Source organism: Chryseobacterium daeguense DSM 19388 (assembly GCF_000430825.1).
Lineage (GTDB): Bacteria > Bacteroidota > Bacteroidia > Flavobacteriales > Weeksellaceae > Chryseobacterium > Chryseobacterium daeguense.
In genome coordinates this window covers 217,839-244,343 of the sequence record NZ_AUMT01000001.1, presented here as the reverse complement: position 1 = coordinate 244,343, position 26,505 = coordinate 217,839, and the positions used below count along the sequence as shown (strand labels likewise).

General features: G+C 36.9%; 23 protein-coding genes. 10 read left to right on the top strand and 13 right to left on the bottom strand.

The genetic code is table 11. The features are described 5' to 3' along the window. Positions 1 to 128 precede the first annotated feature (128 nt). From cysD to H560_RS0101195, 3 genes are all read right to left on the bottom strand, one after another. Entirely contained in the window at positions 129 to 1,037 is a 909-nt protein-coding gene (gene cysD, locus H560_RS0101205) for a sulfate adenylyltransferase subunit CysD (RefSeq protein WP_027378347.1), read from the bottom strand. A gap of 20 nt (positions 1,038 to 1,057) precedes the next feature. After that, positions 1,058 to 1,750 (bottom strand): phosphoadenylyl-sulfate reductase, encoded by a 693-nt coding sequence (locus H560_RS0101200; protein WP_027378346.1) that lies wholly within the window; start codon positions 1,748 to 1,750, stop codon positions 1,058 to 1,060. 89 nt (positions 1,751 to 1,839) lie between these two features. Further along, positions 1,840 to 2,247 (bottom strand): RrF2 family transcriptional regulator, encoded by a 408-nt coding sequence (locus tag H560_RS0101195; protein ID WP_027378345.1) that lies wholly within the window; start codon positions 2,245 to 2,247, stop codon positions 1,840 to 1,842. 139 nt (positions 2,248 to 2,386) lie between these two features. On the opposite strand from H560_RS0101195, the gene H560_RS0101190 reads away from it, so the two are divergent. From H560_RS0101190 to H560_RS0101180, 3 genes are all read left to right on the top strand, one after another. Further along, positions 2,387 to 2,815 (top strand): DUF4268 domain-containing protein, encoded by a 429-nt coding sequence (locus H560_RS0101190; RefSeq protein ID WP_027378344.1) that lies wholly within the window; start codon positions 2,387 to 2,389, stop codon positions 2,813 to 2,815. 242 nt (positions 2,816 to 3,057) lie between these two features. Then, the gene (locus H560_RS0101185) at positions 3,058 to 4,551 is read left to right on the top strand and encodes an autotransporter outer membrane beta-barrel domain-containing protein (RefSeq protein WP_027378343.1); all 1,494 of its coding nucleotides are present in this window, start codon (positions 3,058 to 3,060) and stop codon (positions 4,549 to 4,551) included. Positions 4,552 to 4,711: 160 nt separating this feature from the next. Continuing rightward, complete coding sequence (locus H560_RS0101180) at positions 4,712 to 5,281, top strand: Crp/Fnr family transcriptional regulator (RefSeq protein WP_027378342.1); 570 nt, start codon at positions 4,712 to 4,714, stop codon at positions 5,279 to 5,281. Here the strand turns inward: H560_RS0101180 and H560_RS23540 are convergent. Then, positions 5,274 to 5,405, bottom strand: coding sequence for a hypothetical protein (locus H560_RS23540; protein ID WP_262486253.1), 132 nt, complete (start codon positions 5,403 to 5,405; stop codon positions 5,274 to 5,276). The genes H560_RS0101180 and H560_RS23540 overlap by 8 nt on opposite strands. Before the next feature lie 50 nt (positions 5,406 to 5,455). Between H560_RS23540 and H560_RS0101170 the strand changes: the two genes are divergently transcribed. From H560_RS0101170 to H560_RS0101140, 7 genes are all read left to right on the top strand, one after another. Next, complete coding sequence (locus tag H560_RS0101170) at positions 5,456 to 6,193, top strand: SDR family oxidoreductase (protein WP_027378341.1); 738 nt, start codon at positions 5,456 to 5,458, stop codon at positions 6,191 to 6,193. A 135-nt stretch (positions 6,194 to 6,328) separates the two neighbouring features. Beyond that, positions 6,329 to 7,069 carry an SDR family oxidoreductase gene (locus tag H560_RS0101165; protein WP_027378340.1) on the top strand — a complete coding sequence of 247 codons (741 nt, stop codon included), beginning with the start codon at positions 6,329 to 6,331 and terminating at the stop codon, positions 7,067 to 7,069. Between the two features lie 157 nt (positions 7,070 to 7,226). Continuing rightward, positions 7,227 to 8,066, top strand: coding sequence for an SDR family NAD(P)-dependent oxidoreductase (locus H560_RS0101160; RefSeq protein ID WP_027378339.1), 840 nt, complete (start codon positions 7,227 to 7,229; stop codon positions 8,064 to 8,066). 173 nt (positions 8,067 to 8,239) lie between these two features. After that, positions 8,240 to 9,154, top strand: coding sequence for a helix-turn-helix domain-containing protein (locus H560_RS0101155; protein WP_027378338.1), 915 nt, complete (start codon positions 8,240 to 8,242; stop codon positions 9,152 to 9,154). Positions 9,155 to 9,258: 104 nt separating this feature from the next. Then, on the top strand, positions 9,259 to 9,684 hold the full coding sequence (locus H560_RS0101150) for a very short patch repair endonuclease (protein ID WP_027378337.1): 426 nt from the start codon (positions 9,259 to 9,261) through the stop codon (positions 9,682 to 9,684). Then, positions 9,668 to 10,861, top strand: a complete 1,194-nt coding sequence (gene dcm / locus H560_RS0101145; protein WP_027378336.1) for a DNA (cytosine-5-)-methyltransferase — start codon at positions 9,668 to 9,670, stop codon at positions 10,859 to 10,861. Before H560_RS0101150 ends, dcm begins: the two co-directional genes overlap by 17 nt. Further along, on the top strand, positions 10,851 to 12,041 hold the full coding sequence (locus H560_RS0101140) for a type II restriction endonuclease (protein WP_027378335.1): 1,191 nt from the start codon (positions 10,851 to 10,853) through the stop codon (positions 12,039 to 12,041). The genes dcm and H560_RS0101140 overlap by 11 nt, the downstream gene beginning before the upstream one ends. 48 nt (positions 12,042 to 12,089) lie before the next feature. Here H560_RS0101140 and gldG read toward each other — a convergent pair whose 3' ends face one another. From gldG to H560_RS0101095, 9 genes are all read right to left on the bottom strand, one after another. Continuing rightward, positions 12,090 to 13,760 (bottom strand): gliding motility-associated ABC transporter substrate-binding protein GldG, encoded by a 1,671-nt coding sequence (gene gldG, locus H560_RS0101135; protein ID WP_027378334.1) that lies wholly within the window; start codon positions 13,758 to 13,760, stop codon positions 12,090 to 12,092. Between the two features lie 4 nt (positions 13,761 to 13,764). Beyond that, positions 13,765 to 14,493 carry an ABC transporter permease gene (locus tag H560_RS0101130; RefSeq protein WP_027378333.1) on the bottom strand — a complete coding sequence of 243 codons (729 nt, stop codon included), beginning with the start codon at positions 14,491 to 14,493 and terminating at the stop codon, positions 13,765 to 13,767. 119 nt (positions 14,494 to 14,612) lie between these two features. Continuing rightward, entirely contained in the window at positions 14,613 to 15,158 is a 546-nt protein-coding gene (locus H560_RS0101125) for a CopD family protein (protein ID WP_027378332.1), read from the bottom strand. Between the two features lie 167 nt (positions 15,159 to 15,325). Beyond that, a complete protein-coding gene (kbl, locus tag H560_RS0101120) occupies positions 15,326 to 16,522 on the bottom strand; it encodes a glycine C-acetyltransferase (RefSeq protein ID WP_027378331.1) in 1,197 nt (398 codons plus the stop codon). 92 nt (positions 16,523 to 16,614) lie between these two features. Then, a complete protein-coding gene (locus H560_RS0101115; protein ID WP_027378330.1) occupies positions 16,615 to 18,540 on the bottom strand; it encodes a M1 family aminopeptidase in 1,926 nt (641 codons plus the stop codon). A gap of 83 nt (positions 18,541 to 18,623) precedes the next feature. Further along, the gene (gene dacB, locus H560_RS0101110; RefSeq protein ID WP_027378329.1) at positions 18,624 to 20,093 is read right to left on the bottom strand and encodes a D-alanyl-D-alanine carboxypeptidase/D-alanyl-D-alanine endopeptidase; all 1,470 of its coding nucleotides are present in this window, start codon (positions 20,091 to 20,093) and stop codon (positions 18,624 to 18,626) included. Positions 20,094 to 20,251: 158 nt separating this feature from the next. Then, a complete protein-coding gene (gene priA, locus H560_RS0101105; protein WP_027378328.1) occupies positions 20,252 to 22,699 on the bottom strand; it encodes a replication restart helicase PriA in 2,448 nt (815 codons plus the stop codon). Between the two features lie 460 nt (positions 22,700 to 23,159). Then, on the bottom strand, positions 23,160 to 25,643 hold the full coding sequence (locus H560_RS0101100; RefSeq protein ID WP_027378327.1) for a beta-mannosidase: 2,484 nt from the start codon (positions 25,641 to 25,643) through the stop codon (positions 23,160 to 23,162). A gap of 139 nt (positions 25,644 to 25,782) precedes the next feature. Next, entirely contained in the window at positions 25,783 to 26,445 is a 663-nt protein-coding gene (locus H560_RS0101095) for a copper homeostasis protein CutC (protein WP_027378326.1), read from the bottom strand. Positions 26,446 to 26,505 lie beyond the last annotated feature (60 nt).

Here is a 26,505-nt window from a genome sequence, read left to right as displayed (position 1 = left end):
ATATTAATAATGAGTAATTGGTAATGAGTGATTTTTTCAAACCGCTCATCTTTTGTAATTTAATATTAAGCTATGAGTAAAATATGCAGGATATTTTGCATTACTTATTACTCATTGCCTATTACTTATTAAAAGTAACCTCCCTTCTTTCTGTCTTCCATTGCTGCTTCCGTTACCTTATCATCGATCCGGGTTTCGCCGCGTTCGGAAATTCTTGAGGCTGTAATTTCACTGACAACCTCATCCAAAGTTTCTGCTGAGCTTTCAACGGCGGCTGTGCAGGTCATGTCTCCCACGGTTCTGTAGCGGACTTTTTTGTTGACAATCGTATCATTTTCATCAATTTGGATAAAATCTGAAACCGCAATTAACTGTCCGTCATATTCTATCACCTCTCTGTTATGAGCAAAATAAATTGATGGCAGCTGGATATTTTCTTTTTTGATATAATTCCAGACATCAAGCTCCGTCCAGTTGGAAATCGGGAAAACTCTTACATTTTCTCCTTTGTTGATTCTCCCGTTGTAAATATTCCATAATTCCGGCCGCTGCAATTTCGGGTCCCACTGCCCGAACTCATCACGAACAGAGAAAAAACGTTCTTTGGCCCTTGCTTTTTCTTCATCTCTTCTCGCTCCTCCGATACAGGCATCAAACTGAAACTCCTCAATCGTATCCAGTAAAGTATGCGTTTGTAGCCAGTTTCTTGAAGCAAATTTTCCTTTAGGCTCTGTGAGTTTTTTAGCTTTAATGGTATCTTCTACTTTTCTTACAATCAGTTCAGCACCAATATTTTCCGCTAAATAATCCCTGAACTGCAATGCTTCCGGAAAATTGTGTCCCGTATCAATATGAACAAGAGGAAATGGAATTTTCATCGGGGCAAAAGCCTTTTTCGCCAGATGAACCAATGTAATGGAATCTTTTCCGCCACTGAAAAGCAGCGCAGGCTTTTCAAACTGGGCAGCAATTTCACGCATAATGTAAATGCTTTCCGCCTCCAACTGTTCCAGATAGTCTAGTTTATGTGTACTCATTTTAGTTTTAAATTTTTGAATTAATGGGTATGCAGACCACACTCCTTTTGTGAACTTTCCCACCACCAGCGTCCGGCACGCGGGTTTTCGCCTTCTACAATTGCTCTTGTACATGGCTGACAGCCCACACTTATGAAACCTTTTTTATGTAAGGGTAATTCCTGGACTTTATTTTGTTCTAAATAATTCAAAACATCCTGATAGTTCCACTGAATCAATGGATTATATTTATAAACCTGCCGTTCTCCATCCCATTCTATGATCGGCATATTTCCCCGGTTTTCAGATTGTTCTGAGCGGAGTCCTGTGATCCAGATTTTTGCATTTTCCAGTGCTCGATTTAAAGGTTTAACTTTTCTTATAAAACAGCATTCCTTACGGTTTTCAATGGAATGATAAAAAGCATTCATCCCTTTTTCATTCACATATTTTTCTACATCGGATGCTTCCGGAAAATAGACTTCGGTTTTTATTTTATAGCGGGAATTGTTCTGTGAAAGCAGTTCGTAATGTTCATAAAAAAGCCTTCCCGTATCTAAAGTAAAAACTTTTATGGGCAGCTGGTTTTTGAAAATAATATCGGTAATTACCTGATCTTCCTGACCAAGCGAAGTTGAGAAAACAGCTCCTTCCGGAAACTTTGCAGAGATGAATTTCAATCCCTCCTCTGCTGAAAGCTGTTTTAGTGTATCTGCATCTTCTTTTGAAATCATAGTTCGTTCATTTGAAGTAATGCAAATATCAGATAAAATTATTATCCTACCAAATGAGTAGACTAATTATTTTAAAAAAAGAAATGATTTTAATCCACCAGATCCATCAGAGTTTTCTTCTCTAAAATATTTAAAGAAGCATCCCGAACCTCGATCAGTACATCATGGAGTCCGCAATGATCTTCATTACAATCGTCACATTTTTCGTAAAAATTGAGGCTTACGCAAGGAAGAAGTGCGATGGGGCCATTCACAAGGCGGATGATTTTTGCCAGCTTTACATTTTCAGGGTTTTCTTTAAAGAAATAACCGCCACCTTTTCCTTTTTTACTATCAAGAATATCCGCTTTTTTAAGCTCAAGCAAGATATTTTCCAAAAATTTCAAAGGAATTTTCTTATGTTCCGCAATTTCGGAAATAAGAATAGGGCCTTCATTCCTTTTTTCTACAAGGTATGAAAGTGCTTTGAATGCGTATTGAGATTTTTTAGACAGCATTACAGCAAAAATAAGAAAAAGTTTGGATATAAAGAATGGAAGCTGGAGACTGGAAGTTGGGAACTATTCCAACTGCATTAATGCTTCACTCTTCTTACTTCAAGCATCCAACTTCAAGCCAAATTACTATCTTTGTCACATGTTCAGTAAGCAGGAAGCACAGCAGTTAAAAAAAGAGTTTTGGACGGCTTTCGGGAAGTCGTTTCCGCGGAAATGGATTTTATATGATACCAAGGTAAAGGATTTATCATTCAAATTCAATGCGGATAATAAAAAGGCGGAAGTTTCTTTAGATATAGAAATGAAAGATGAAATCTTCCGGAATGCTTATTATGAAAAGATCTGGTCTTTAGAAGATATTCTGAAAGATTTTATCGGAGAATTTCAAAAGGAAGAATATTTTACACTGGACAATGGAAAAGTAATTGCTAAAATCTGGATCGAAAAACACGGAGTTTCTATCTTCAATAAAAATACATGGCAGGAAATCTTTGAATTTTTTGTTGAGAAAATGGATGGTTTTGAAAGGTTTTATTATGAATATGAAGATTTCATAAAAGACGTTTAAAAATTTTGCTATCATCTTTTTTCCAAAACAAGTCCCCACATAAACAATCCGTTTCATCTGAGATTCTAAGATTTACAAATATGACTTGAGTCATAAATCAAAGAATGGAGAATTAATACTTTTGAAAGGTATCAATTCTGCTATGTATATTTTTATAATAAAAAATAGCAGTAATCATACCTAGACTGATGAATAAAAACTTCATCAGCAATTATTTCAAAATTAAATTAAAACACTTCATTATGGTAAAGACTTATATTTCAGATAATATTAAAAGGTTTTTATTGCTTATAATTTTACTGTCCACCGCCGCAGTAAAGGCACAAGTCGGTATTGGCACACCCAATCCCAATCCGAGTTCCATTTTAGACCTTTCTTCTACAACCAAGGGTTTGCTTGCCCCAAGAATGACTACCGCACAGAGAAACGCAATAATTTCCCCTGCCGACGGGCTGATGGTATATGACACCACAGCAAGGCTGCTTTATTATTACGTAGGTTCTACTGCATCATGGTCTCCACTGACAAGCAGTGTAACGGAAAGATTGAATTTTAAACGCATTAAGTCTACAGACGTCCTCTCAACAGTTCTCGCTGCTGAGCTTGCTGCAGGAGGTGGTGCCAGATATGTTATGAATTCCAGCACTTTGTACGAAATCAATGGCCAGGTAGTTTTCGATCTCCCTATCGATCTTAACAATGCCTATATTCACGGGCTGGACAGTGAAAATGATATCATAGCAAGAACCTCAGGCAATATTTTTGAGGGTGCAACAGGCGGGAGCATCAGAAGCTTAACGCTTACGGCTCCTAGCGGAAGTATTTTTAATTTGAACGGATCTAATACCCAAAATCTTATTTTCAGGGATTGTATCGTTGCTAATTCTAATAATGTAGGAACAGTTTCCGGATTCGGGCTGGTATTTTTAAGCATTATCCAGTTTACCGGGAACAGTAACGGAATCACATATAATAATATTAACCAGTTGCTGCTGAGCAATATGGGGTGGTTCGGGAACAATTCCGGGACGTATGAGAGACTCACAGGAACTTTCACTTTGGTGGAAAAGCAAGGCGGTTTCAGCCAGGTGAATGGTTCAGCAATAGGATTTGATGTTTCAGCATCCGGACTTACTATTACCGGGGATGCCGTAATGGAAACCGTGGTTTTTACCGGAACCAACACTGCCGGATATGTAAGACCTTATACCTCCGGAACTTACAGCGGATACAATTTTAATAACAGCTGGACCGTGAGAGCCGCCGGGATCCCTACCGAAACCGATGCCAATGCCGTAGGTGATTTCTCCGTAGATTACGCTGTGGGAACAGGTATCGGGGTAAGTTTTTCGAATACAAACCCAAGTAATATTGTAAAAGTAGGTACAGCCACTTCAGTTTCCACATCCTCTAACTTATTCCGTTTTTCTACAGATGGTGTTCCCAACAGACTAAGGTATTTAGGTAAAAAGAAAAGAATCTTCCAGATAACAGGGTCTATCTCTTTCCAGGTTCCGGCAGCAGGTACATATATCATCTATATTGCAAAAAACGGCGCAGTCCTGAACCAGTACAAAGTCTACGGCCGTGGATCCGCTACCAATGACATTGTTGTATTGCCGATAAATGGTACAACTGAGCTCAACAATAGCGATTATATTGAAATATTTGCGCAGCGGTATACAGGATCAAATGGTGATATCGTTGTTCCTAACATGACCGTTACAATAAAATAAGACATAACCGGAATTTGTAATACAAATCAAAAATTCCGGAGGATTAATTAAATGAATATAATAATAAGACTGCCCGCACGGGTGGTCTTATTTAGTTAAAAGATATACTTTTTTACCAAATGACAAATGTTGTAAGATTTTCTTTATTTAACTTGCATTCATGAAAGAATTATTTGATTTTATATTAAAATTCGGGAATCTGAATCAGCAGCAAATGGATTTCATAGCCAGTAAAGTCACAGAAATTCATCTTGCCAAGGAAGAATACTTTTCCGAAGCCGGAAAAGTCGCCAAACAGGTAGGTTTCGTACAGGACGGTATTCTCCGCGTCTGCTATTACAATAATCAGAGTGAGGAAATCACAAAATATTTCATTGACGAGAATAATCTTGTCGTTGATATGATAAGCTTTGATAACGAAATTTGCTCCAGCTCGTACGTTCAGGCTGTGACAGACTGTACCATCCTTGCTTTTTCAAAAAAAGACTGGACGGAGCTTCTCAATACCATTGTAGGTTTTGATGCCATTGTTCATAAAATTATCTCAAGGGCGCTGATGCAGAAAGTAGAAAGAAGAAGCCCGCTGGTAACGGAAGATGCCACGACCCGCTATTTAAAATTTTTAGAAATTTATCCTAATGCCGTCAACCGGATTCCGCTTTCGTATGTGGCTTCTTATTTAGGCGTTACTCAATCATCATTAAGCAGGATAAGGAAGAATATTAAGTAAGTTGGGAGCTTGAAGATGGAGGCTGGAAGTTATCATCAGAATGAATTTTTTTAGCCTTTATTAACTTCCAGCCTCCATCTTCCAACTTCCAGCTCAAAAAGCTTCTCTTTTTGCCAAATGACAAATGCTGTGTAAATTAATTAACGGAATTTTACATCATTAATTAAACAATAAATGAAAACAGCATTAATAACCGGAGCCAACAGAAGTATTGGCCTTGAAACAGCAAAACAACTTTCAGAAAAAGGTCTGTTTGTGTATCTTGGAAGCCGCAGCCTTTCAAAGGGTGAAGAAGCAGTAAAGGAACTTTCTGAAAAAGGATATCAAAATATCAAAGCCATAGAAATAGATGTAACCAATCCTGAATCTATTTCAAAAGCAAGAAATATTATTGAAAATGAACAGGGAAAGCTGGACATCCTTATCAACAATGCCGGTATTTTAGGAATAAATCCCCAAACTGCAGCTGAAACACCTGTAAATGATATCAAAGAAGTTTTTGAAACCAATTTCTTCGGTGTAATCAACGTTACACAGGCTTTTTTAGACCTTCTGAAAAAATCCGGTGCACCCAGAATCAGCAATATTACTTCTGGATTAGGCTCATTAACACTGCACAGCGACCCAGACTGGAAATATTATCACGTAAAAGGTGCAGCTTACGGCCCTTCAAAATCTGCTTTAAATGCCTACACCATTGTACTGGCCTACGAATTGAGAGATTTACCTTTCAAAGTAAATGCTATTGATCCAGGCTACACCGCTACAGATTTCAACCATCACAGCGGACCCGGATCTGTGGAAAGTGCAGCATCTTTTATCATCAAGCATACCTTAACCGACGAAAACGGGCCTACAGGGCAATATTTCAGCAATGATATTGAGGATGAAACCGGAATCAGTCCGTGGTAATTTCAGATAAGAGGCCGAGGTTAAGGTTGAGGTTGAGGTTAAGATTAATTTTAAATTATCTTTCTTTTTTGTCAAATGGCAAATGCCATCCTATTTTATTGACGGAATTTTACATCATTAATTAAATTTAAAAAAATGAAAAAAGCATTAATTACAGGAGCTAACAGAAGCATAGGATTAGAAAGCGCAAGACAATTATTACAAAAAGGTTATCACGTTTATTTGGGAAGCCGAAGTGCAGAAAACGGACAGGAAGCTGTAGAAAAATTAAAAAACGAAGGTCTGGATCATGTAGAATTCATACAGATAGATGTGGCGGATCAGGAATCTGTTAATAGAGCTTATGCCGAAATTTCTGAAAAGACGGATGTTCTGGATGTATTGATTAACAATGCGGGAATTTCCGGGGTTATTCCTCAAAGTGCTCTTGACTCCGAAATTGATAATTACAAAAATGTGTACGATATCAATGTATACGGTGTAATCCGTGTGACACAGGCTTTTTATCCTCTTTTGAAAAAATCGGATGAGCCAAGAATTGTGAATGTAAGCTCAAGTGTGGGCTCGCTGTCACTTCAAAGCAATCCGGAGTGGGCTTTTTACGACCACGCAAAATTTGCCGTGTATTCATCGTCAAAATCTGCGCTGAATATGTACACCGTTACCTTGGCTTATGAACTTAAGGATTCCAATTTCAAAGTAAATGCAGTAGATCCCGGTTATACAAAAACCGATTTCAATAACCATCAGGGAACAGGAACCGTGGAGGAAGCTGCAGCACGTGTTGTAAAATATGCGCTTATCGGCAACGACGGGCCTACAGGAAAATATTTCAGTGAAGAAACCAATCCTGAAACCGGGGAAATTGCCTGGTAATTTCTATGATTTCAAAAATTAAAGAGAAGCCTTCTGGTTTCTCTTTTTTATTTCCATTCACGATTTAGATACATCATTCGTGGATTCGGCTACTTTTTTCGACTGCAGACTTTCCATCTTTGTACCATCAATTTAAAACAAATAAAATATTTAAAAAATGGAAACAAAAAAAGTATGGTTCGTAACAGGAGCCTCAAAAGGTTTAGGACTAGTTTTAGTTAAAAAATTATTATCTGAAGGATTTCAGGTAGCAGCTACAAGCCGCAGCGTAGAATCTTTGATTTCAGAAATCGGGGAAAGCTCTGAAGACTTTTTACCATTAAGCGTAAGTCTTACAGACAACAACGATGTAAAATCTACCATTTCAAAAACCGTTGAGCATTTCGGGAAAATTGATGTGGTAGTGAACAATGCCGGATACGGACAGCTTGGAACTTTGGAAGAACTTTCAGACGAAGAAGCAAGAGCAAACTTTGATGTGAATGTTTTCGGAACATTAAACGTGATCAGGAATGCAATGCCTTATCTGCGTAATCAAAAATCAGGTCACATCTTCAACATCTCCTCTATCGGAGGCTTTTCAGGGAATTTTCCGGGTTGGGGGATCTACTGTTCCACAAAATTTGCAGTTGCCGGACTTACGGAATCACTGGCTGAAGAAGCAAAAGATTTCGGAATTCACGCAACGGTAGTTTATCCCGGATATTTCCGTACCGATTTCTTAACTAAAGACTCTGTAAGAACCCCGAAAAATTCTATCGAAGCCTACGAAGCAGCAAGAAACTCTGAACAGGCTCACCTTAACGAGATCAACGGAAATCAGCCGAACGATCCTGAAAAAGGCGCAGAAGTTTTGATTGCCATCAGCAAAGAACAGAATCCGCCGGTGCATTTGCTGTTGGGCGTTGGTACAATGGAATATCTTAATAATAAGATTGAAACGATCTCAAACGATGCTAAAAACTGGAAAGATTTAGCAGAATCAACTGCGATTTAATTTTTATATAAACTTAGAGATCCTTCGACAGGCTCAGGATGACATTCCGCTAATACTAACCGTTAGCAATGAGCAGAAATAATTTGCCGGTGTCATCCTTAGCGAAGTCGAAGGATCTTATTTTACAAATAATTTCAGTTTCAACTTTCAAATTAATTAAATAACTTAGTATTATGAAAGAAACATTTCGTTTTAATTCCATATCAGATTTTCATTCTTTCTGTGATCTTCCGAAGCCGGATCATCCGCTGATCAGCCTCATAGATTACAGCAAGGTAAGATATCCTGTGAATGATGATGAGCTGAAGTGGATTCAGAATTACTATTCCATCGGCCTGAAAAGGAATGTGAATGCAAAGTTCAATTACGGCCAGCAGGAATATGATTTTGATTCCGGGGTTTTATGTTTTGTGTCGCCACTGCAGTTTTTGAGGATCGAAATGAAACCTGAGGTTGAAGTAGAGCCCACCGGTTACCTTTTGCTGATTCATCCGGATTTTCTTTGGGGAACTTCCCTGATTAAGAAAATGAAATCCTACGAATTTTTCACTTACCAGATCAATGAAGCGCTTTTTCTTTCGGAAAGGGAGGAAAAAATTATTGTTGATTTGTTTAAAAATATCGAAAAAGAATACCAGAACAACATCGATAAATTCACGCAGGAACTCATTGTGGCCCAGCTGGAATTGATGCTGATCTACTCCGAGCGTTTTTATGAACGCCAGTTTTTAACCCGTAAAAAATCCAGCCACGAATTATTAGTAAAATTTGAGGAAGTCCTTTCCCAATATTTCAACAACGGCAATCTTCTGGAACATGGAATCCCGTCCGTAAAAACCATCGCCGAACAGATGAATATTTCACCAAATTACCTGGGAAGCCTACTCAGAATTCATACCGAGCTGAATACACAGCAACACATTCAGAATAAGCTGATTGATCTTGCAAAAGAACGCCTGAGCACGACGAGTTTATCCGTAAGCGAAATTGCTTATGAACTGGGATTTGAGCATCCGCAATCTTTCAGTAAGTTGTTTAAGCAGAAGGCGGGGCAGTCGCCGGGGGATTTTAGGAGGTTGTTTAATTAATCATATTTTGACATCAAAACTTCCGATTTATTTCTGTCAGACACTTCAGATACCTTATATTAAAAGGTTGCTTAATTTTAATAAACCAAAATTATTATTTTAATATGGATGTTTTAACAAAGGAACAACGAAGAAAGAATATGCAAGCTATAAAAAGTACAGGAACAAAAGACGAAGTTCTTTTGGCTAAAGCTTTATGGAAACTTGGATATCGTTACAGAAAAAATAATAAGAATGTCTTTGGAAAACCTGATTTGACTTTCAAAAAAAATAAACTTGCAATTTTTGTTGACAGTGAATATTTTCATGGAAAAAATTGGGATACAGAAAAATTTAGAATCCAAACCAATAGAGATTTTTGGTGGAAAAAAATTGAACAAAACATAAAACGAGATAAAATCGTAAATGAAGAACTAACTAAAAATGGCTGGAAAGTTTTACGGTTTTGGAGCAAAGATATTCGAAAAAATTTAGCATCTTGCGTAATGAAAATTGAAGAAAATTTAAAGAATAATGTTGAAATACAGTGAAATAAAAGAAGAACTTAATATAAACATTGACAAGCACTTAAATGATGGTTTTGCAGCTTTAACACATTATTGGCAAAATCATAAAAATGGTGTATCTCAGTATTTCAAGCCTGCTGCAAAAGAATACTTGCAAAAAGAAATTTTATTTACTATTGAAGAACCTCACCAATTATATATACCTTTTAAATTTGATATACCTTTTCCTCCAAAACAAAACTCTAAATTTAAATTCATTGATCTGTTTGCCGGAATTGGAGGCATAAGACTTGCATATCAAAATGTTGGTGGAAACTGTGTTTTTACAAGTGAGTGGAATAAATTTGCAAAAAAAACCTACGAAGCAAATTTTGGAGAAGTTCCTTACGGAGATATAACCGAAATTAGTGAGAAAAATATACCTGATCATGATGTTTTATTGGCCGGATTTCCTTGTCAACCATTTTCTATTGCAGGAGTCTCCAAAAAAAATTCTCTGGGAAGAAAACACGGATTTTTAGATGAAACACAAGGAACTTTATTTTTTGATATTGCAAGAATTTTGGATTACAAAAAACCAAAGGCTTTTATGTTGGAAAATGTAAAAAATCTTGTTTCTCATGATAAAGGAAATACATTTAGAGTAATTAAAAACACTTTAACAGAACTGGGATATTCTATTCATTATAAGGTTTTAGATGCAAAGCATCTTGTTCCACAACACAGAGAGAGAATCATTATTATAGGATTTCGAAACGATATTTTTAACGGCAATGAGAATTTTGAATTTCCTGACTTACCTAAACCAAAAGCTAAGATTAAAGATATTCTGGAGCCGGTTCCAGACCTAAAGTATACTTTATCTGATAAACTTTGGAACTATCTGCAAGATTATGCAGCAAAACATAAAGCAAAAGGAAACGGGTTTGGCTATGGGCTTACTGATTTAGAAGGTATTTCAAGAACAATGTCAGCAAGATATTATAAAGATGGAGCAGAAATACTTATACCGCAGGCAGATTCAAACCCACGAAGATTAACCCCAAGAGAGTGTGCAAGACTACAAGGATTTCCTGATAATTTCATAATTCCTGTTTCTGATAATCAAGCATATAAACAATTTGGTAATTCCGTGGCAGTACCTCTTATTCAAGCTGTTGCAAAACAGTTAGTAAAAGCTTTGGAAAATTATGGAAAATAGTATTTTAACTGAAGTAATCCAATCAGTACAGAGTTCTGAAATTGCATTTTCAAAATTTATAACAGCAAATGATGCCGGAGCAACAGGCGGACATCAAGCTGGATTTCATATGCATAAAAAGAGTTGGCCTTTATTTTTTGATTCTGAAGGTCAAAAAGGGGAAAACAAAGATAAACTTGTTACAATAAAATGGCAAAATAGTTTTGAAACTCAAAGTAGATTTATTTATTATGGAGTTGGAACTAGAAACGAATACAGATTGACAAGATTTGGAAGGAGATTTCCTTTTCTTCAGGACGAAAACATTGGTGATTTACTTGTAATTACAAAACAATCAGAAGAATTTTATGAAGCTTTTGTTCTTCATTATGACGACGAAATAGATGGTTTTTTGGCAGCTCTCAATATTTCAACAACAGAAATAAATGGAATTATTCCCAAACAAATTGAACAAACGGCAGAAGACAGGCTTATTGAATGCTTTAATGCTTTTATATCTACTTTAACTGCTAATTTCCCTCCAACAATTGAGCTTGCAACAAATGCAAGAAATTGTTATAATAATTCATATCATATAACTCCACAACTAATCAAAGCAAATCCTGATAAAGAAATTTTGCAATGGATTAACACCGAATTTCAACTTTTCAAAACACTTGAAAATAATAGATATTCTGAAAGGATCACATCACCTTTTATATCTGTAGAGGAACTTGTTGAAGTTGCAAATACTATTTTGAATCGAAGAAAAAGCAGAGCCGGGAGATCATTAGAACATCATTTAGCTGAAATTTTCAATATTTTTGATTTGCAATATGAAACTCAGGCAGTGACTGAAATTAATAAGAAACCCGATTTCTTATTTCCTAATATTAAAGCCTACAGAAATCCTAATTATGATGAAAGTAAGTTAATTGTTCTTGCTGCAAAAACAACTTGCAAGGATAGATGGCGACAAGTTTTAAATGAGGCTGACAGAATCAAAATAAAACATTTATTCACTTTACAACAGGGCATTTCTAGAAATCAACTTGAAGAAATGTATAAATCCAACGTAAATCTTGTTGTCCCTAAACCATATTTAGAAAGTTTCCCTAAAGAATTCAGGAATAAAATTTTAACACTTGATTCTTTTGTAAAAAAAGCCAAAAATTATCAAACAAAAAATTTAAATGGATGATTATAAACAAAAAAGAGAAGCCCAAAAGCCTCTCTTTTTCTATATCATTTATCCAAACTTCCTCTTCCTCAACCAGAAGAACAATCCTCCCAAAATTCCGATAATCAGTAACGGCAGCAGCAAATTAAACCATTGCCAGTTGCTTTTTTCTTCGGTGATTCTTTGTCGGTCAAGAAGACGTTCTTCGATGTTTCTGTTTCTGAGTTCCATTAGATTGCTGTCGTCCAGAAGATAGTCCAGTGCATTTCTCAGGAACTGTTCGTTTCCAAACTGTTCGTTGGTCAGCAAATCTACACCCAGCGGCAGCGGTTCACCTTTCAGTACCTTATTTCTTCCTACGTCCCCGTCTGCAATGATGATCATCTTATTTTCAGGGCTTGAGCCTTTGAAACCGGGATACGACTTCCTTTCAATCCTTGAAGCGTAAGCGGAATTGAACTTTCCTTCCAATGAAACGGCGTAGATTTTCGGAGTGCTTGGCTTTTCCATCTGCCCCAAGCTGTCGACGCTGGAAATTTCCTTTAAATCAACATAATTCGGAACCTGCTTCAGCAAAGTTCTTTCACTGGATTCGAAAAGAACGTTGGTTTTAATATTTTTTCTTCCTCCCAATGTATCAATTGAGGTCGGGAATTCAAATTTTACAGGGTTGATGTTTTTTGTGATCGGATTGTTGTGTTCCGCGATTCCCAGCGGGAAATACGGCCACGGAAGACTTGTGTACTGCGGGTTTCCGCCCACTTCCCCGGTTACGAGCCTTAGCAGGGCAAACTTTTTCACATCTTTCACCAAAGCCGGATTGATCCTGATTCCGTAATTGAAGAAAAAGTCGGTCATATTGATGTCTACAGGGAAAGGCATCACCTTTTGAGACCCCATCAGGGTATCCATTTCTGCGTTAACGGCATCGATCATCCAAAGGGTTTTCCCACCGTTCATTATATATTGGTCCAGGATTACTTTTTCATTGTCGGTGAAAGCTTTTCTTGGTTTTGCAATGACCAGCGCGCTCATCTGCTTCAGCATCGGAACATCAGCCAATGTAAGCTCAGTCTGGTTTTTCGGGATAATTGGCCCTGCATCATAGCTTTCAAGCGCCAGTTGCATAAAACCCTGAAATTCATTAGGGCTCAGCTCATCCTGATTCACTAAAACTCCGATTTTCTTTCTCTTGTCAACCGCAATATTTTTGATGTTGGAAACCAGGTTATATTCTAAATTCTCGATAGATTTTGTTAACAACTCTTCTCTGCTAATTCCTGCTTTTTGAATAATTAATGGTATTGAATACTCAATTCTGTTATGTCTTATTAAAGCGTAGGGATATATATCGATAAAAGAAACTTTCCCATCTTTAATATCTTCTAACTGTGACGCTGCCATTCCCATAGCAGCAAGTGTATCTTGAGGTATATTACTTTTGATAGGATCGATGAATTTGAAATCAATTTTCGGATTAATTTTTCTGAATTCCTCCAACATGAATTTCGTTTCGCTCTGCAGCTGCTTGAAGCTTGCCGGAAAGTCTCCCTCCAGGTAAACATCCACTGTCAAAGGTTTTTTTACAGATTCCAAGACCTTAATCGTGTTGTCGGAAAGGGTATATCTTTTTTCTTTGGTTAAATCCAATCTGATTCCTGAAACTGCAAGGATAATTACCAGCGGCAATACTACGAAAAGTAAAATTCCTAATGGAGATTTGAATTGTATCTTCTTCATAATTCTACTTCTTTTTATTAATAAAATGATTGGACAAAACTAATGTAACACCGATGATTAAAGTAAAATAAGCAACATCTTTAAAATCAATAAGCCCTCTCGTAAAACCTAAAAAATGCTGATAAAAACCTACATTCTGCAAAATAAAATCTGCACCTCCCAGCAACTTATAGCTTGCCAGCTGCTCGATTCCAAAATACATGATAAAGCACATGAAAACGCCCAGCAGATAAGCCATAATCTGGTTCTGAGAAAGCGAAGACGCCAAAATTCCCACTCCGGAAAATGCTGCAATTAAAATAATCAGCCCGATATAGCTTCCGAACGTCATTCCCATATCAATATTCCCGGCAGGAACGCCCAAAACATACACTGTATAAAGGTAAATTAATGAAGGAATCAAACATAAAATACCAACGATCCAAACGGAAAGAAACTTCCCAAACACAAGATCCGAAACCTTCAAAGGCTGGGAAAACAACCAGTTTAATGTTCCCGTCTGCTGTTCTTCCGCAAAAGTTTTCATAGAAAGTGCCGGAATAATGAACATTAATAACCACGGAACCAAAACGAAATAACTTTGTAAAGAAGCCATCCCGATTTCAAAAATATTAGAATCATTGTCGAAAAAAAACAAAAAGAGAGTAGCAATGAGGCTGAAAGCCGCAATGATGACCCATGCGCTCCAGTTCCCGAAGTAACTCCAAAGTTCTTTTTTTAAAATTGCAAACATGTTTTATAGTTATGAATTATAAATTATGAGTTATGAATTACCAGCTATATGTTGAAAAGTTTGAAATAAAAATGTATTAAAATCAACTTATAACTAATAATTCATAACTTATAACTTTATTACTTTCTTTTTTTATTAACCAATTTAACGGTCATCATGATCAAAAATACCAGAACGAAAAATCCTGTGATTAATTGCCACCAATATTCAATGACCTGAGACTTTAATATCACGGTAAATACGACAAGGAACAAAATAAAGGTTGCGATTTCATTGGCCTGCCTTAATTTGATATTAGCCGTCTCCAGAGTATTTCCGTTTAATTGTTTCAATTGTAAAACTTTTTTCCAGCACCAGTAGTGATAAACAGCAAGACCGATGAGGAATGTCAGTTTTAAATGAAACCACGGGGTCTTCATTAATCCTAAGTTCAGAAAAATCATGATTAACCCGCACACCGCCATGATAACACCGGCCGGAACGGTGATGATATTCCATAATCTGCGGGCCATAAAAGTATATTGTTCCCTTAAAATCTTTTTTTTGTCTTCCGCAAATCCGTCCGTGTCTTTGTAGTAAACAAAAATCCTTACGAGGTAAAAAATTCCCGCAAAATAGCTTACCATGAAGATAATGTGTAAAGCTTTTATTATAGTGTAAAGCATTCGAAAATTAATTACTACGGATAGTTCTTGTATAATTTAAATTCTTATTTTTTGGGAAATGACATCGCTACAAAATTACGTCAAATAAAGCAGCTAGTATTAGAGTTGTCATGCTGAGCCTGTCGAAGCATCTCATTATTTTATTTTAAATCTAATCAAAATTAAATCTAAGAAATTACCCCCAATTCCTTTCCAACCTTTTCAAAAGCAGCAATTGCCTTATCCAAATGCTCTCTTGTATGAGCCGCAGAAAGCTGAACCCTGATTCTGGCTTTTCCTTTCGGTACTACAGGATAGAAGAACCCGATTACATAAATTCCTTCATCCATCAGCTTTTCAGCCATTTTCTGAGCCAACGGCGCATCGTAAAGCATTACCGGAACTATTGCAGCATCACCATCAGGAATATCAAATCCTTTCGATTTCATTTCTGCTCTGAAATATTCTGCATTTTCCATTACTTTATCGCGAAGAGATGTGTCTGCCGAGATCATATCCAATACTTTCAATGCTGCACCCACGATCCCCGGAGCCAGTGAATTGGAAAATAAATAGGGTCTTGAACGCTGTCTCAGCATATCGATGATCTCTTTTTTCCCGGATGTAAATCCTCCCAAAGCACCGCCTAATGCCTTTCCAAGCGTAGAAGTAATGATATCTACCCTACCCATCACCTCATTAGCTTCATGAGTTCCACGGCCTGTTTTCCCGATGAAACCTGTTGCGTGAGAATCATCCACCATTACCAGAGCATCATATTTATCTGCTAAGTCACAAACTCCTTTCAAGTCTGCAACGATTCCGTCCATTGAAAAAACACCGTCCGTAACGATGATTTTGAAACGGTGATTCTTTTCTGAAGCTGCAATCAACTGTGCTTCAAGATCCTCCATATTATTGTTTTTGTAACGGTATCTTGCCGCTTTACAAAGACGAACCCCGTCAATAATGGAAGCGTGGTTCAGTTCATCAGAAATAATCGCATCCTCTTCCGTAAATAAAGGTTCAAAAACACCTCCGTTCGCATCAAAGCAGGCTGCATAAAGAATAGTATCCTCAAGACCTAAAAAATCCGCAATTTTTTGCTCCAATTGCTTATGAATATCCTGAGTTCCACAGATAAAACGTACAGAAGACATACCGTAGCCGTGAGATTTTATCATGTCCTGAGAAGCTTTCATGACTTCAGGATGGTTTGATAATCCCAGATAATTGTTCGCACAAAAGTTCAGCAGCTTTTTCCCGTTCGCCTCTATTTCTGCACTTTGCTGGGAAGTGATGATTCTTTCTCTTTTGTAAAGCCCGTCGTTATCGATATTCTGTAGTTCGTTCTGTAAATTTTCAAGATACTTTTTAGAGATCATTTCTAGTAATTTTTAAGATGCGCTAATTTAATAAAAAAAGCTGTTTCAATCTTATGAAACAGCTTTCTTATTTTAGGTTTACTATATTTTGTTTATTTCTTTAAGAATTTAATGTTTTTATCATTAATCTTAAAAATATAAGTCCCTGGAACAAGCTCTGAAATATTTATTGGTCTTTCAGGCTGATATGTTCCTTTTCTTACCAGTTTGCCATCCGTGAAATAAATGGTAAACTCGGCAGGTTTTTTAATCCCTTTTATATTTAATTCATTTTTTGCAGGGTTCGGGTATAATGCAAATTCTTCTTTCGTTACGTCTGAAGTATTTAAAGTAAGATCCTGTGTTACCGTAGAATTTTTCTCTAAAATCTGATATTCATAATTAAATTCTACACTTGCCACCGGAAAAGCCACGGATTCTACAAAATATTGATTATTCGATGTATTATTTAATTTAAAGTAGGCTGTCTGGCCTCCTGTTCCGTTTACTTTTATTGGTAACGGCATTTCATAGAAGCTTACAGTAGGGCTGCTTTGCGTTTGAGCCGCTTTAATAATAATTTGACCTCCTGACTGTTTCCATCTTATATCGTAAATAGGATAACCTTCACCATAAATCCAGTCATTGAAAAACTCTGTAAAATTAACGCCTGTTGACTGTAATAAAGAAGCATTCAAATCCTGAGTTTTTACATAATTATAAGCAAGAGCCGGTCTTGCATGATACTCCTTGATGGCCTGATAAAATGCCGTATCACCCAGGATCCATTTTAACATTCTTACCACATATCCACCTTTGGAATAGGTAAGTCTGCTATTGAAAATAGTTCCAACACTTCCCAGATTAGAATTAGCTACATATACACTACCTCCCGGAGCACTTGTAACATAATCTTTCTGATCCAGCAAATAGTCCAGAAACTGATCATTGGTCATCAATAACTTTTCATTGGCCAAATGCTCTCCGAACGTGGCAAAACCTTCATTCAGCCAGATATCGTTCCATGCGCCGCAGGTTACTTTATCACCAAACCACTGGTGAGCCAGCTCATGAGCAATCAGCCCTCTTCCCCATGATCCCATTGATGACATCGTCTGGTGCTCCATGCCGCCACCCGCCTGAAACTGCATGTGTCCGTATTTTTCATTTCTGAATGGATAAGGCCCCAAATAAGTTTCAAAAGTATTCATCACTGTTTTTGTCCATTCGATATTACTCATGGCGCTTGCGTTGGAGGCCGTTGAAGGAAAAACATAATTTACAAAAGGAAAGGGCGGATTTCCCATTGTATCATTAAGCTTCGTAAAATTTGTAATCGAAAGTGCCACAAGGTAAGCAGCCATTGGGTACATCGTTCTCCAGAAAGTAAGCTTCTGGCTTCCTGATATTGCCGTTTCCGACATTAATTTTCCATTGGAAGCAACGCTGTATTGAGATGGCGTTCTTATTTTAAAGTCAAATCTTTCGATTTTGTCATTAAGGCTTTGTTTGGTTGGAAACCAGTCCTGAGCGCCGTAAGGTTCGCTTAAAGTCGACAAAACAGCAGTTCCCCCCTGGGTCCCGTTAAAGAATGCATTATTTGCATTGGTAGGAGCACCAGAATAGCTGATTGTTAAAGAATCCAGAACATTCGCCGGAAGAGCACTTTGAAAATCGATTTTGATTTCCTTGGTTGAAAGCTGTTGGAAGGCAAGGGAGTTTCCATGATACTGAACCTGAGAAACCGACATCTGATTATCCAGATCAAAATAAATGCTGGTCATACTCTGATTTGGCTTAAAATGCGAGGTCACCGACCCCGAAATATTCAATACGGCAGGATTAATGGTGACATCCATCCTCTGATACTGAAGATCATAGTTCAATGTATTCGGGTTGACATTTCCGGCAGCCATTTTATGGGTAAAAGACTTCATTTCCTTTGCAATAAGACCCTTCTTTTCAATGTTGTCATTTTTTTGTGCGCTGATCTGCTGAAAAACAAAAACACTCCAGAATAAAAAATAGAATTTTTTCATATAGATGATATAATGTTCAAATATAAAAAAAACCTTCTAATCATTGATTAAAAGGCTCTTATAATATTAAAATAAAAAAAATTTTAAAGATCCAATGCCGGTTCCAGGATTTTTTCCATTCTTTTCTTTACCATATCTACAGATCCTGCGTAATTGTTAACCATTAAAGAAAAAACTAAAGTCTTGCCAGAATTGGTCTTCATATATCCTGCTAATGTTTTAACTTTATTTAAAGTACCGGTTTTAGCAAAAACCTGTCCGTTTCCTGTTCCCATGAACATTCTCTTCAAAGTTCCTGACTGCCCTCCTACCGGTAATGAATTGAAATAGGTTTTATAATATTTTTCTTCCATTAAAGAAGATAAAAACTTCACTTGTGAAATTGGCGTTACATTATTGCTTCTTGAAAGCCCGCTTCCATCCATATAATTTAGCCCCAACATATCAAAACCTTCACTCTTCAAATGTTCCGTAACCACTTTTCTTCCGGATTCTGTAGTCTGGTCACCCAGGCTCTGGAACCCTACCGTTTTTAGTAAAGCTTCCGCAAGTCCGTTATCACTATGCTGATTGGTATAATAAACAATATCGCCCAGTGTAGGAGATTTGTAAGCAGAAACCAGCTTTCTTGCTTCAGGATTAGCATCCGTCATTCTTGGAGTTACTTTTCCAGTTACTGCAATTCCGCTTTTAACTAAAGTTGTTCTGAAAGAATTTGCAAGATAGGCCGGCGCATCCGGTAATTTTGTTGTTAAAATCGGTTCGCCGTCATATTTTTCTGCATAAACCATCTGGCTGTTGTAAGGAGAAACATAGAAGAATTTCTTTTCCCCTGCAAAGCCTGTTCCTTTCTTCACGATCAGCTTTTCATTCGCAGGATTAATCTCACGAGTAGTACCAGCAGGCAAATAATAGTTATTGTTTTCTAGCCAAACAACATTTTCCGGAAGTCTTGAAATATTACCTTTGAAAAGCGCTGTCTGGATGATAATATCACCATTCACCTTTTTGATTCCCTCACGAGAAAGCCCACCTACAAAATCTGAAACGATATCCCTGTAAGACCATGCTCCTGCTTTGTTTGTTCCCAAAGACGGGTCGCCGCTTCCCACGATATAAAGATTTCCGTTCAAAACTCCGTTTTCATCCACATTTCCTGAATATTCCAGCTGTGTCATCCAACGGTAATTTTCACCCAACAGGCTCATTGCTGTTTCTGTGGTCAGTAATTTTGTTGTAGAAGCCGGAACCAAAGGAGAATTTTCATTGTACGAAGAGATTATTTTCTTCGTTTTAGGATCATACACTACGAATCCCCAGTTTGCATTTTTCAAAACCGGGTCGCTCATCATTGTGTTTACATTAATGTCTACAAGTTCTTTTGCCGACAGAATAGTCTTTTCTACCATTGATGTAACGGGAGAAGGTAAGTTTAAACTTTTCTGATTTTCGTATGCCTGAGAATATAGAACTGTAGATACGGTAGACTGTGCTAGGAAGAAACCTGACGCCAGTACCGCAAAACCTGAAATATACTTTCTGTAATTTACCATCTATTTTTCATTTTGCTATAGTTTGGATAGGTTAAAAATCAATTGGTTAAATCAAAAGTTAAACGCCAAACATATAATCAACGGTCAAAAGTAGAAAATATTGCTATAAGTAGTTTATTGCGACCATTATAAAACACTATAAAGTTTGTTAAAAATTGTTAAAAATCCACAAAAATGTCTTTTTTAATGCTTTGATAAGCAGTGATTTCGTCAAATTCTTTTAAACTTAACAAAATCAGCTTTTTATATTCTTCATACTTTTTGCCACGCGGCAGCTTGAGCATAATCTGAAACTGATACAGGTTGTTGAGCCTTGCAATTTGTGCTTTTTCAGGGCCCAGGACACATTCTCCGGGAAGATATTTTCTGAAGATCGAACCTAAAAACTGGGATGCTCTGTTTGCTTTGTCTTCCCTCCTGTGTTTAAGCTCAATCATGATTAATTTTGTAAATGGCGGATAATGAAATTTTTGTCTTTCCGTTAAAATATATTTATAAACCCTGGCCGGATTATTCATTTTAATCAATTGAAAAACAGAATGATCCGGATTAAAAGTCTGGATAATTATTTTGCCTTTTCCAGAAACTCTACCCGCACGTCCGGAAACCTGGGTGATAAGCTGATACGCCCTTTCTTCTGCCCTGAAATCCTGCACATACAGCAAAGAATCTGCCTTGGGAATTGCAACCAATTCAATATGATCAAAATCTAATCCCTTGGAAATCATCTGTGTTCCGACCACGATATCGGTTTCCCGGTCTTCTATTTTTTCGTACAGTTTTTCGTAGGCAAATTTTTTCCGCATTGAGTCTACATCCATCCTGTCTACCTCATGGTCAGGAAATATTTTTGAAACTTCCTCATGAATCTGTTCAACTCCCACTCCTCTTTCATTGAGATTTTCCGAATGGCATTTCGGGCATGTTTTGGGTTTGGAAGCGCGCTGGCCGCAGTAATGGCATTTCATTTCGTTGGCAGCTTTATGGTAGGTCATCACCACGTCGCAATTGGAGCAATAATTCACATATCCGCAGGTTTCACATTCTACTACATTGGCGTAACCACGGCGGTTGTGAAGTACAATGGTTTGATTTTTTTCTTCTAATGTTTTCTTGATTTCGTCAATCAGCTGTAAAGAAAAATTCCCTGAAACTTTTTTGGAATCCTGAGCTTCTTTAAAATTGATTAATTCATATTCCGGAAGATTCACATTCCCGAATCTTTCTTCAAGGAAGATATATTTCATTTTATCCTTCCGTGCATTGTAATAGCTTTCCACTGAAGGTGTTGCAGAACCAAGAATTGCTTTTGCCCCGTAAAACCCGGCTAAAATTAAAGCCGCATCTTTTGCATTAAAATAAGGAGAAACTTCTCGTGGTTTGTAAGCGGAATCGTGCTCTTCATCCACGACAATCAATCCTAAATTCTGAAACGGTAAAAACAGAGAATTTCTCGTTCCGATAAGGATTTTAATATCATTCTGCTTAATTCTTCGCCAGACTTCCACCCTCTCAAAATCTGTGAGCTTCTGGTGATAAAAACCAAGCTGTCTGCCGTATTTTTTTTCCAGCCTTTGGGTGATCTGCTTCGTTAAAGAAATTTCGGGAAGCAAAAACAGCACATTTTTTCCTTCATTGATAGTTTCCTCTATTTTCTCCAGATAGATATGCGTTTTTCCAGAAGAGGTTACCCCGTGAAGCAAAACATTTTTCCCTTCCTCGAAAGCTTCATCAACTTCTGTTTTTGCAGATTTCTGAGCTTCTGAAAGTTCTTCTATGTCTTCAATTTCGCCCTCGTAGCTTTCAATTCTGTCTTTCTGGATATAATATTCTTCTACAAGATTTTTATCCGCCAATGCCTTAAAATGCGAGCCTGCAAAATACCCATCCTCAAATAATCCCGATTTTTTAATGGGTGTATCTGGTTTTTCCGTCTGTATTTCCAGAATATGAAGGAAAAGTTCTTTCTGCTTTTGGGCTCTTTTTAAGGATAAAAGTATTTCTGTAAAATTCCGGTCTTTTATAACCTCATCCCTGATTTTAACGTAAGCTACTTCTTTTGCTTTATATTTTTCAGCAATTTTTTCATCAATTTCGATGTATTGTAGATCAATAAGTGAATTGATGGTTTTAATAATGTCTTTTTTGGGAATAAAAGCTTCAATATCAGTCAGATTGATTAACTGTCTAACCTCCAGAGCCTGAACGAGGTACATTTCATTCACGTCAAGGTTTTCAAAATCAACCGTTACATTTGGTTTTAATTTTAAATAAGTTTCACTTTCCAGCTTCAAAGATGAAGGAAAGGCAAAACGGTAAATCTCACCCAATCCGCACAGATAGTAATCTGAAAGCCACTGCCAGAAATTAATCTGCTCCTGCGGAACAATCGGCTGGTCATCCAGAATACTGATCACCTCCTTTGCCACAAAGCTTTCCGGCGCATTATCATGAAGTTCAAAAACAATTCCCGTATAAATTTTCTTGCCGCCAAACGGAACCAAAACCCGCATCCCAGACTGAATTTCAGACTGCAGTTCTTCGGGAACTTTGTAGGTGAAAGATCCTTTTAAGTTTAATGGTAAAACAATTTGGGCGTAATTCAAAGGAAATATTTAAAGTGTAAAATTAAATTTTTCTTTTGTGAACTGCAATTTTTTGTTTAGTCATTGCAAGGAGCGAAGCGACGAAGCAATCTTTTTAATTCATAATTAAACATAAAATTTGTCATTCTGAAAGAATCTAAATAGCAAAAATTTTCAAGATTTACATTAACATGAGATTGCTTCGTCGCTTCGCTCCTGGCAATGACATACACAACGATATACTTAGATAAAAAGACTACTTTTCTGGGGTGGCTGAGGCACTCGAAGCCACCCGTCCTGACATACCAGCCCGGATTGCAACGGCATCCTTTTGGGTTGCGGCGGAGCGAAGCGGAGCCGTAACCCAAAAGATATAGTACTTCGACTTTGCTCAGCATACATTACAAGCCGGAAATAGCTCCTTAAAAAAATAAAATACAATTCGACATAGCCAAATAGCCAGCAAAAATTAAGCATAAAATTAATTCTGTGCATCCCACAAACTCATCACTTCCACTTTCTCCAAAGGTTTTGAAAGGGTAATTTTTTTGGAAGTTTTTGGAAGAAGATCAAAGTAGTTATCACTGAAATGAGTATCGCCCATTAAATAAACATCTTTAGCAAGAACATCAGTCGAAATTTCAATTTCTGTTGGTGAAATGGCTTTGATTTTAATGGTTGGCTTTGTAAGGCTCAAATCTTTTGGTTTTACAAAAAAATGATTGTTTTGAGCAATAATTTTGCTGTTTTTATCCTTTAAGGTTAATTTTAAAAAAACTCCGTTTTTATTAGAATATTTAATTAAATTCTTAATTTCTATATGATCAAATCTCACAAGATCCTCCAATGTTTTCCCATTGGAAACTGTGGTTACATCATTCAGGATTTTTCCATCAAATTTCACCACCTGAATTTCAACCTTTATATCTTCAAATTTTTTGGGTTCATCATTAATTGCATAAAAATTCAAAAAATCCTCTTTTTCTTCCGTTAAGATCACCTGATTTTCAAAACTTCTTTTAACCTGATAATGAAGCGCTTTCCAGTTGCCCAAATAATCAATGGAAGACCAGGAAACTACCGGCCAGCAATCATTCAGCTGCCAATATAAAGTTCCCATATTGTATGGTTTTGCGCGTCGGTGGGCCTCAATGGCAACCTGCATTCCTCGGGCCTGAAGCAACTGGGAAATGTAATTGTATTTCACAAAATCAGTCGGAATTTTATAATCCCTTTTCATGTACAGATCAATAATTTCCCAACCCCTGGAATGTTTTTCGTGCGCTTTTATTGTACCGTTTTGCAGGTTTAAATCGGGAGTTCCCGAGAACATGGATTTGGTGGTCTCTAACGTAGACATTCCCTGAAAACCATACTCAGAAGCAAATCTCGGAACTTTTTCATTAAAAATTTCAAACGGCTGCTCGCCCCACCAAACACCCCAATAATGGGAATCTCCCTCGGTAAGGCTTTCTTTGTGTCCCCAGCCAATGGATGGTGAGCTTGGCCAGTAAATGGATTTGTCACTTGTAGCGTATTTTTTTATCGCATTTGGAATTACTTCATGAAAAATTTTCTTGTAATCTTTCCAAACCTGTAAAGAGTCATCTTTTGAGTATTTAAGCTGTTTTTGATAGCCCCAGTTGACTATAGCTTCATCAATTTCATTATTTCCGCACCATAAAGCTAAAGATGCATGATTTTGAAGCCTTTCTATTTGATCTTTTACTTCTAATTCCACATTTTGCTGAAAATTTTCACCCGCTGGATAAAAACTTCCGGCAAACATAAAATCCTGCCATACCAGAATTCCGTTTTCGTCGCAAGCCTTGTAAAATTCGTCGTCCTCATAGATTCCGCCACCCCAGACACGGATCATATTCATGTTGGCTTCTTTAGAATCCCTGATTAATTTTTGATATTTTTCCTTTGTAATTCTTGGTGTAAAGCTGTCAGACGGAATCCAGTTGGTTCCTTTTGCGTACATAGGCTTTCCATTGACCTTAAAATAAAAAGATTTGCCTTTTGCATCTTTTTCCTGAATTAATTCAATGATTCTCAATCCAATTTTTTCCGATTTTTCCGCTATTTTCCTGGAATCTTTTTCTAATGAAACATTTATATCATACAAATTCGGATCGCCCCAACCGTTTGGTTGCCAAAGTTTTGGATTTTTAATCTGATAAGGAACCGTAATTTTATTTAAGCCTGATTTTAAAGCAATATTTTGAGATTGATTATTAATTATAATTCTATATTTCCCCTCTTTTACAGCAAAAATTTCAGTATGAATATTTAAGTCTGCATTTTGCCCTGTTATATTTTTCTGTTCAATTTTTACAGTATTCAATTTTGCCTGATTCCAAAAAATTAATTGCACATCTTTCCAGATTCCTGCAGTCACCAGCCTCGGACCCCAATCCCATCCAAATTGATATTGCGCCTTTCTTACAAAACTGCGCGGAGATTCCGGCATAGTGAAGGGAATTGTTTTCGCTAATTCTTTCCCTGTATTTACCGAAGATTTAAATTTAATCAGTAAAATATTTTCACCATTTTTTAAATTTTGCTTTACAGGAATTTCCCATTTCCTGAACATATTATCAGTTTTTTTCAAAAGTTTCCCATTAAGATATATTTCAGAAAACGTATCTAACCCTCTGAAAACCAAATCAACATTTTGATTTCCCAGTTCTTTTGAAGACACCTTAAACCTGGACTGATACTCCCAGTCTTCATTTTCAACCCACTGAACTTTTTTCTCATTTTCATCTTTAAAGGGATCAGGAATAAGATTATTTTTCATTAAATCCAGATGAACCGTTCCCGGCACGGTGGCCGAGAGCCATTTATTTTCTTTTGAATTCCTGAACTGCCATTTTTCAGAGGAAAGATTACGCTCAGAAAATTGTGCTAATACTATATTCTGAATAAAAAAGAAAGCAAAAAGTATAGTTTTGTTCATCAATAATATTTATTACATTGGAATTTCAACAGTACTGTCATTCTGACGAAGGAAGAGAATCTAGCTTTAAAAATAGAGATTCTTCATTTCACTTCGTTACATTCAGAATGACAAATGCATTACATTTTATCACTAAAGTTTATTTACTTTTCAAAGCAACCACTTCATCCGCACTCGCAAAAGCACCACCATCAGTAATCGCTGAAGAATGAAAATATGAAGCCTTAGTAAAGTCCCTGATTTCCTCGATATTTGTTGATCTAAGTCCGCCGCCTACCAGGATTTCAATTCTTCCATCCGAAAAATCAACCAGTTTTTTCAGGTTTTCTTTTCCTTCTGAAACATTGGGTTTCTGACCGGAAGTAAGAATGGTTTTAAAACCACATTCAATGACTTTTTCTAAAGAATTCTCCAAATCTTTTGCACGGTCAAAAGCACGGTGAAAAGTGCACGGAAGAGGTTTGGCCAGTTCCACCAGCTCTTTGTTTTGCTCAACATTAACCTCATCATTTTCATCCAAAATTCCAAAAACAAAACCATCAACCTGTATCGATTTTAATTGAATTAATTCCGATTTCATCTGCTCAAATTCTGCATCAGAATATGTGAAATCACCTCCACGGGGGCGGATCATCACGAAAATCGGGATGTTTATCTTTTCCCGGAGTTGTTTTGCTGTTTCGAAATCCGGTGTGGTTCCGCCTTCGCTTAATCCGTCACATAATTCTATTCTGTCTGCTCCATTTTCGAAAGCTGTAACCGCTGATTCAGGATTGAAGCACGCTATTTCTATTTTTGACATTTGGGTTTAGGGTTTAGCAAAATTAATTTCTAATTTCTAATTTCTAATTTCTAATTTCTA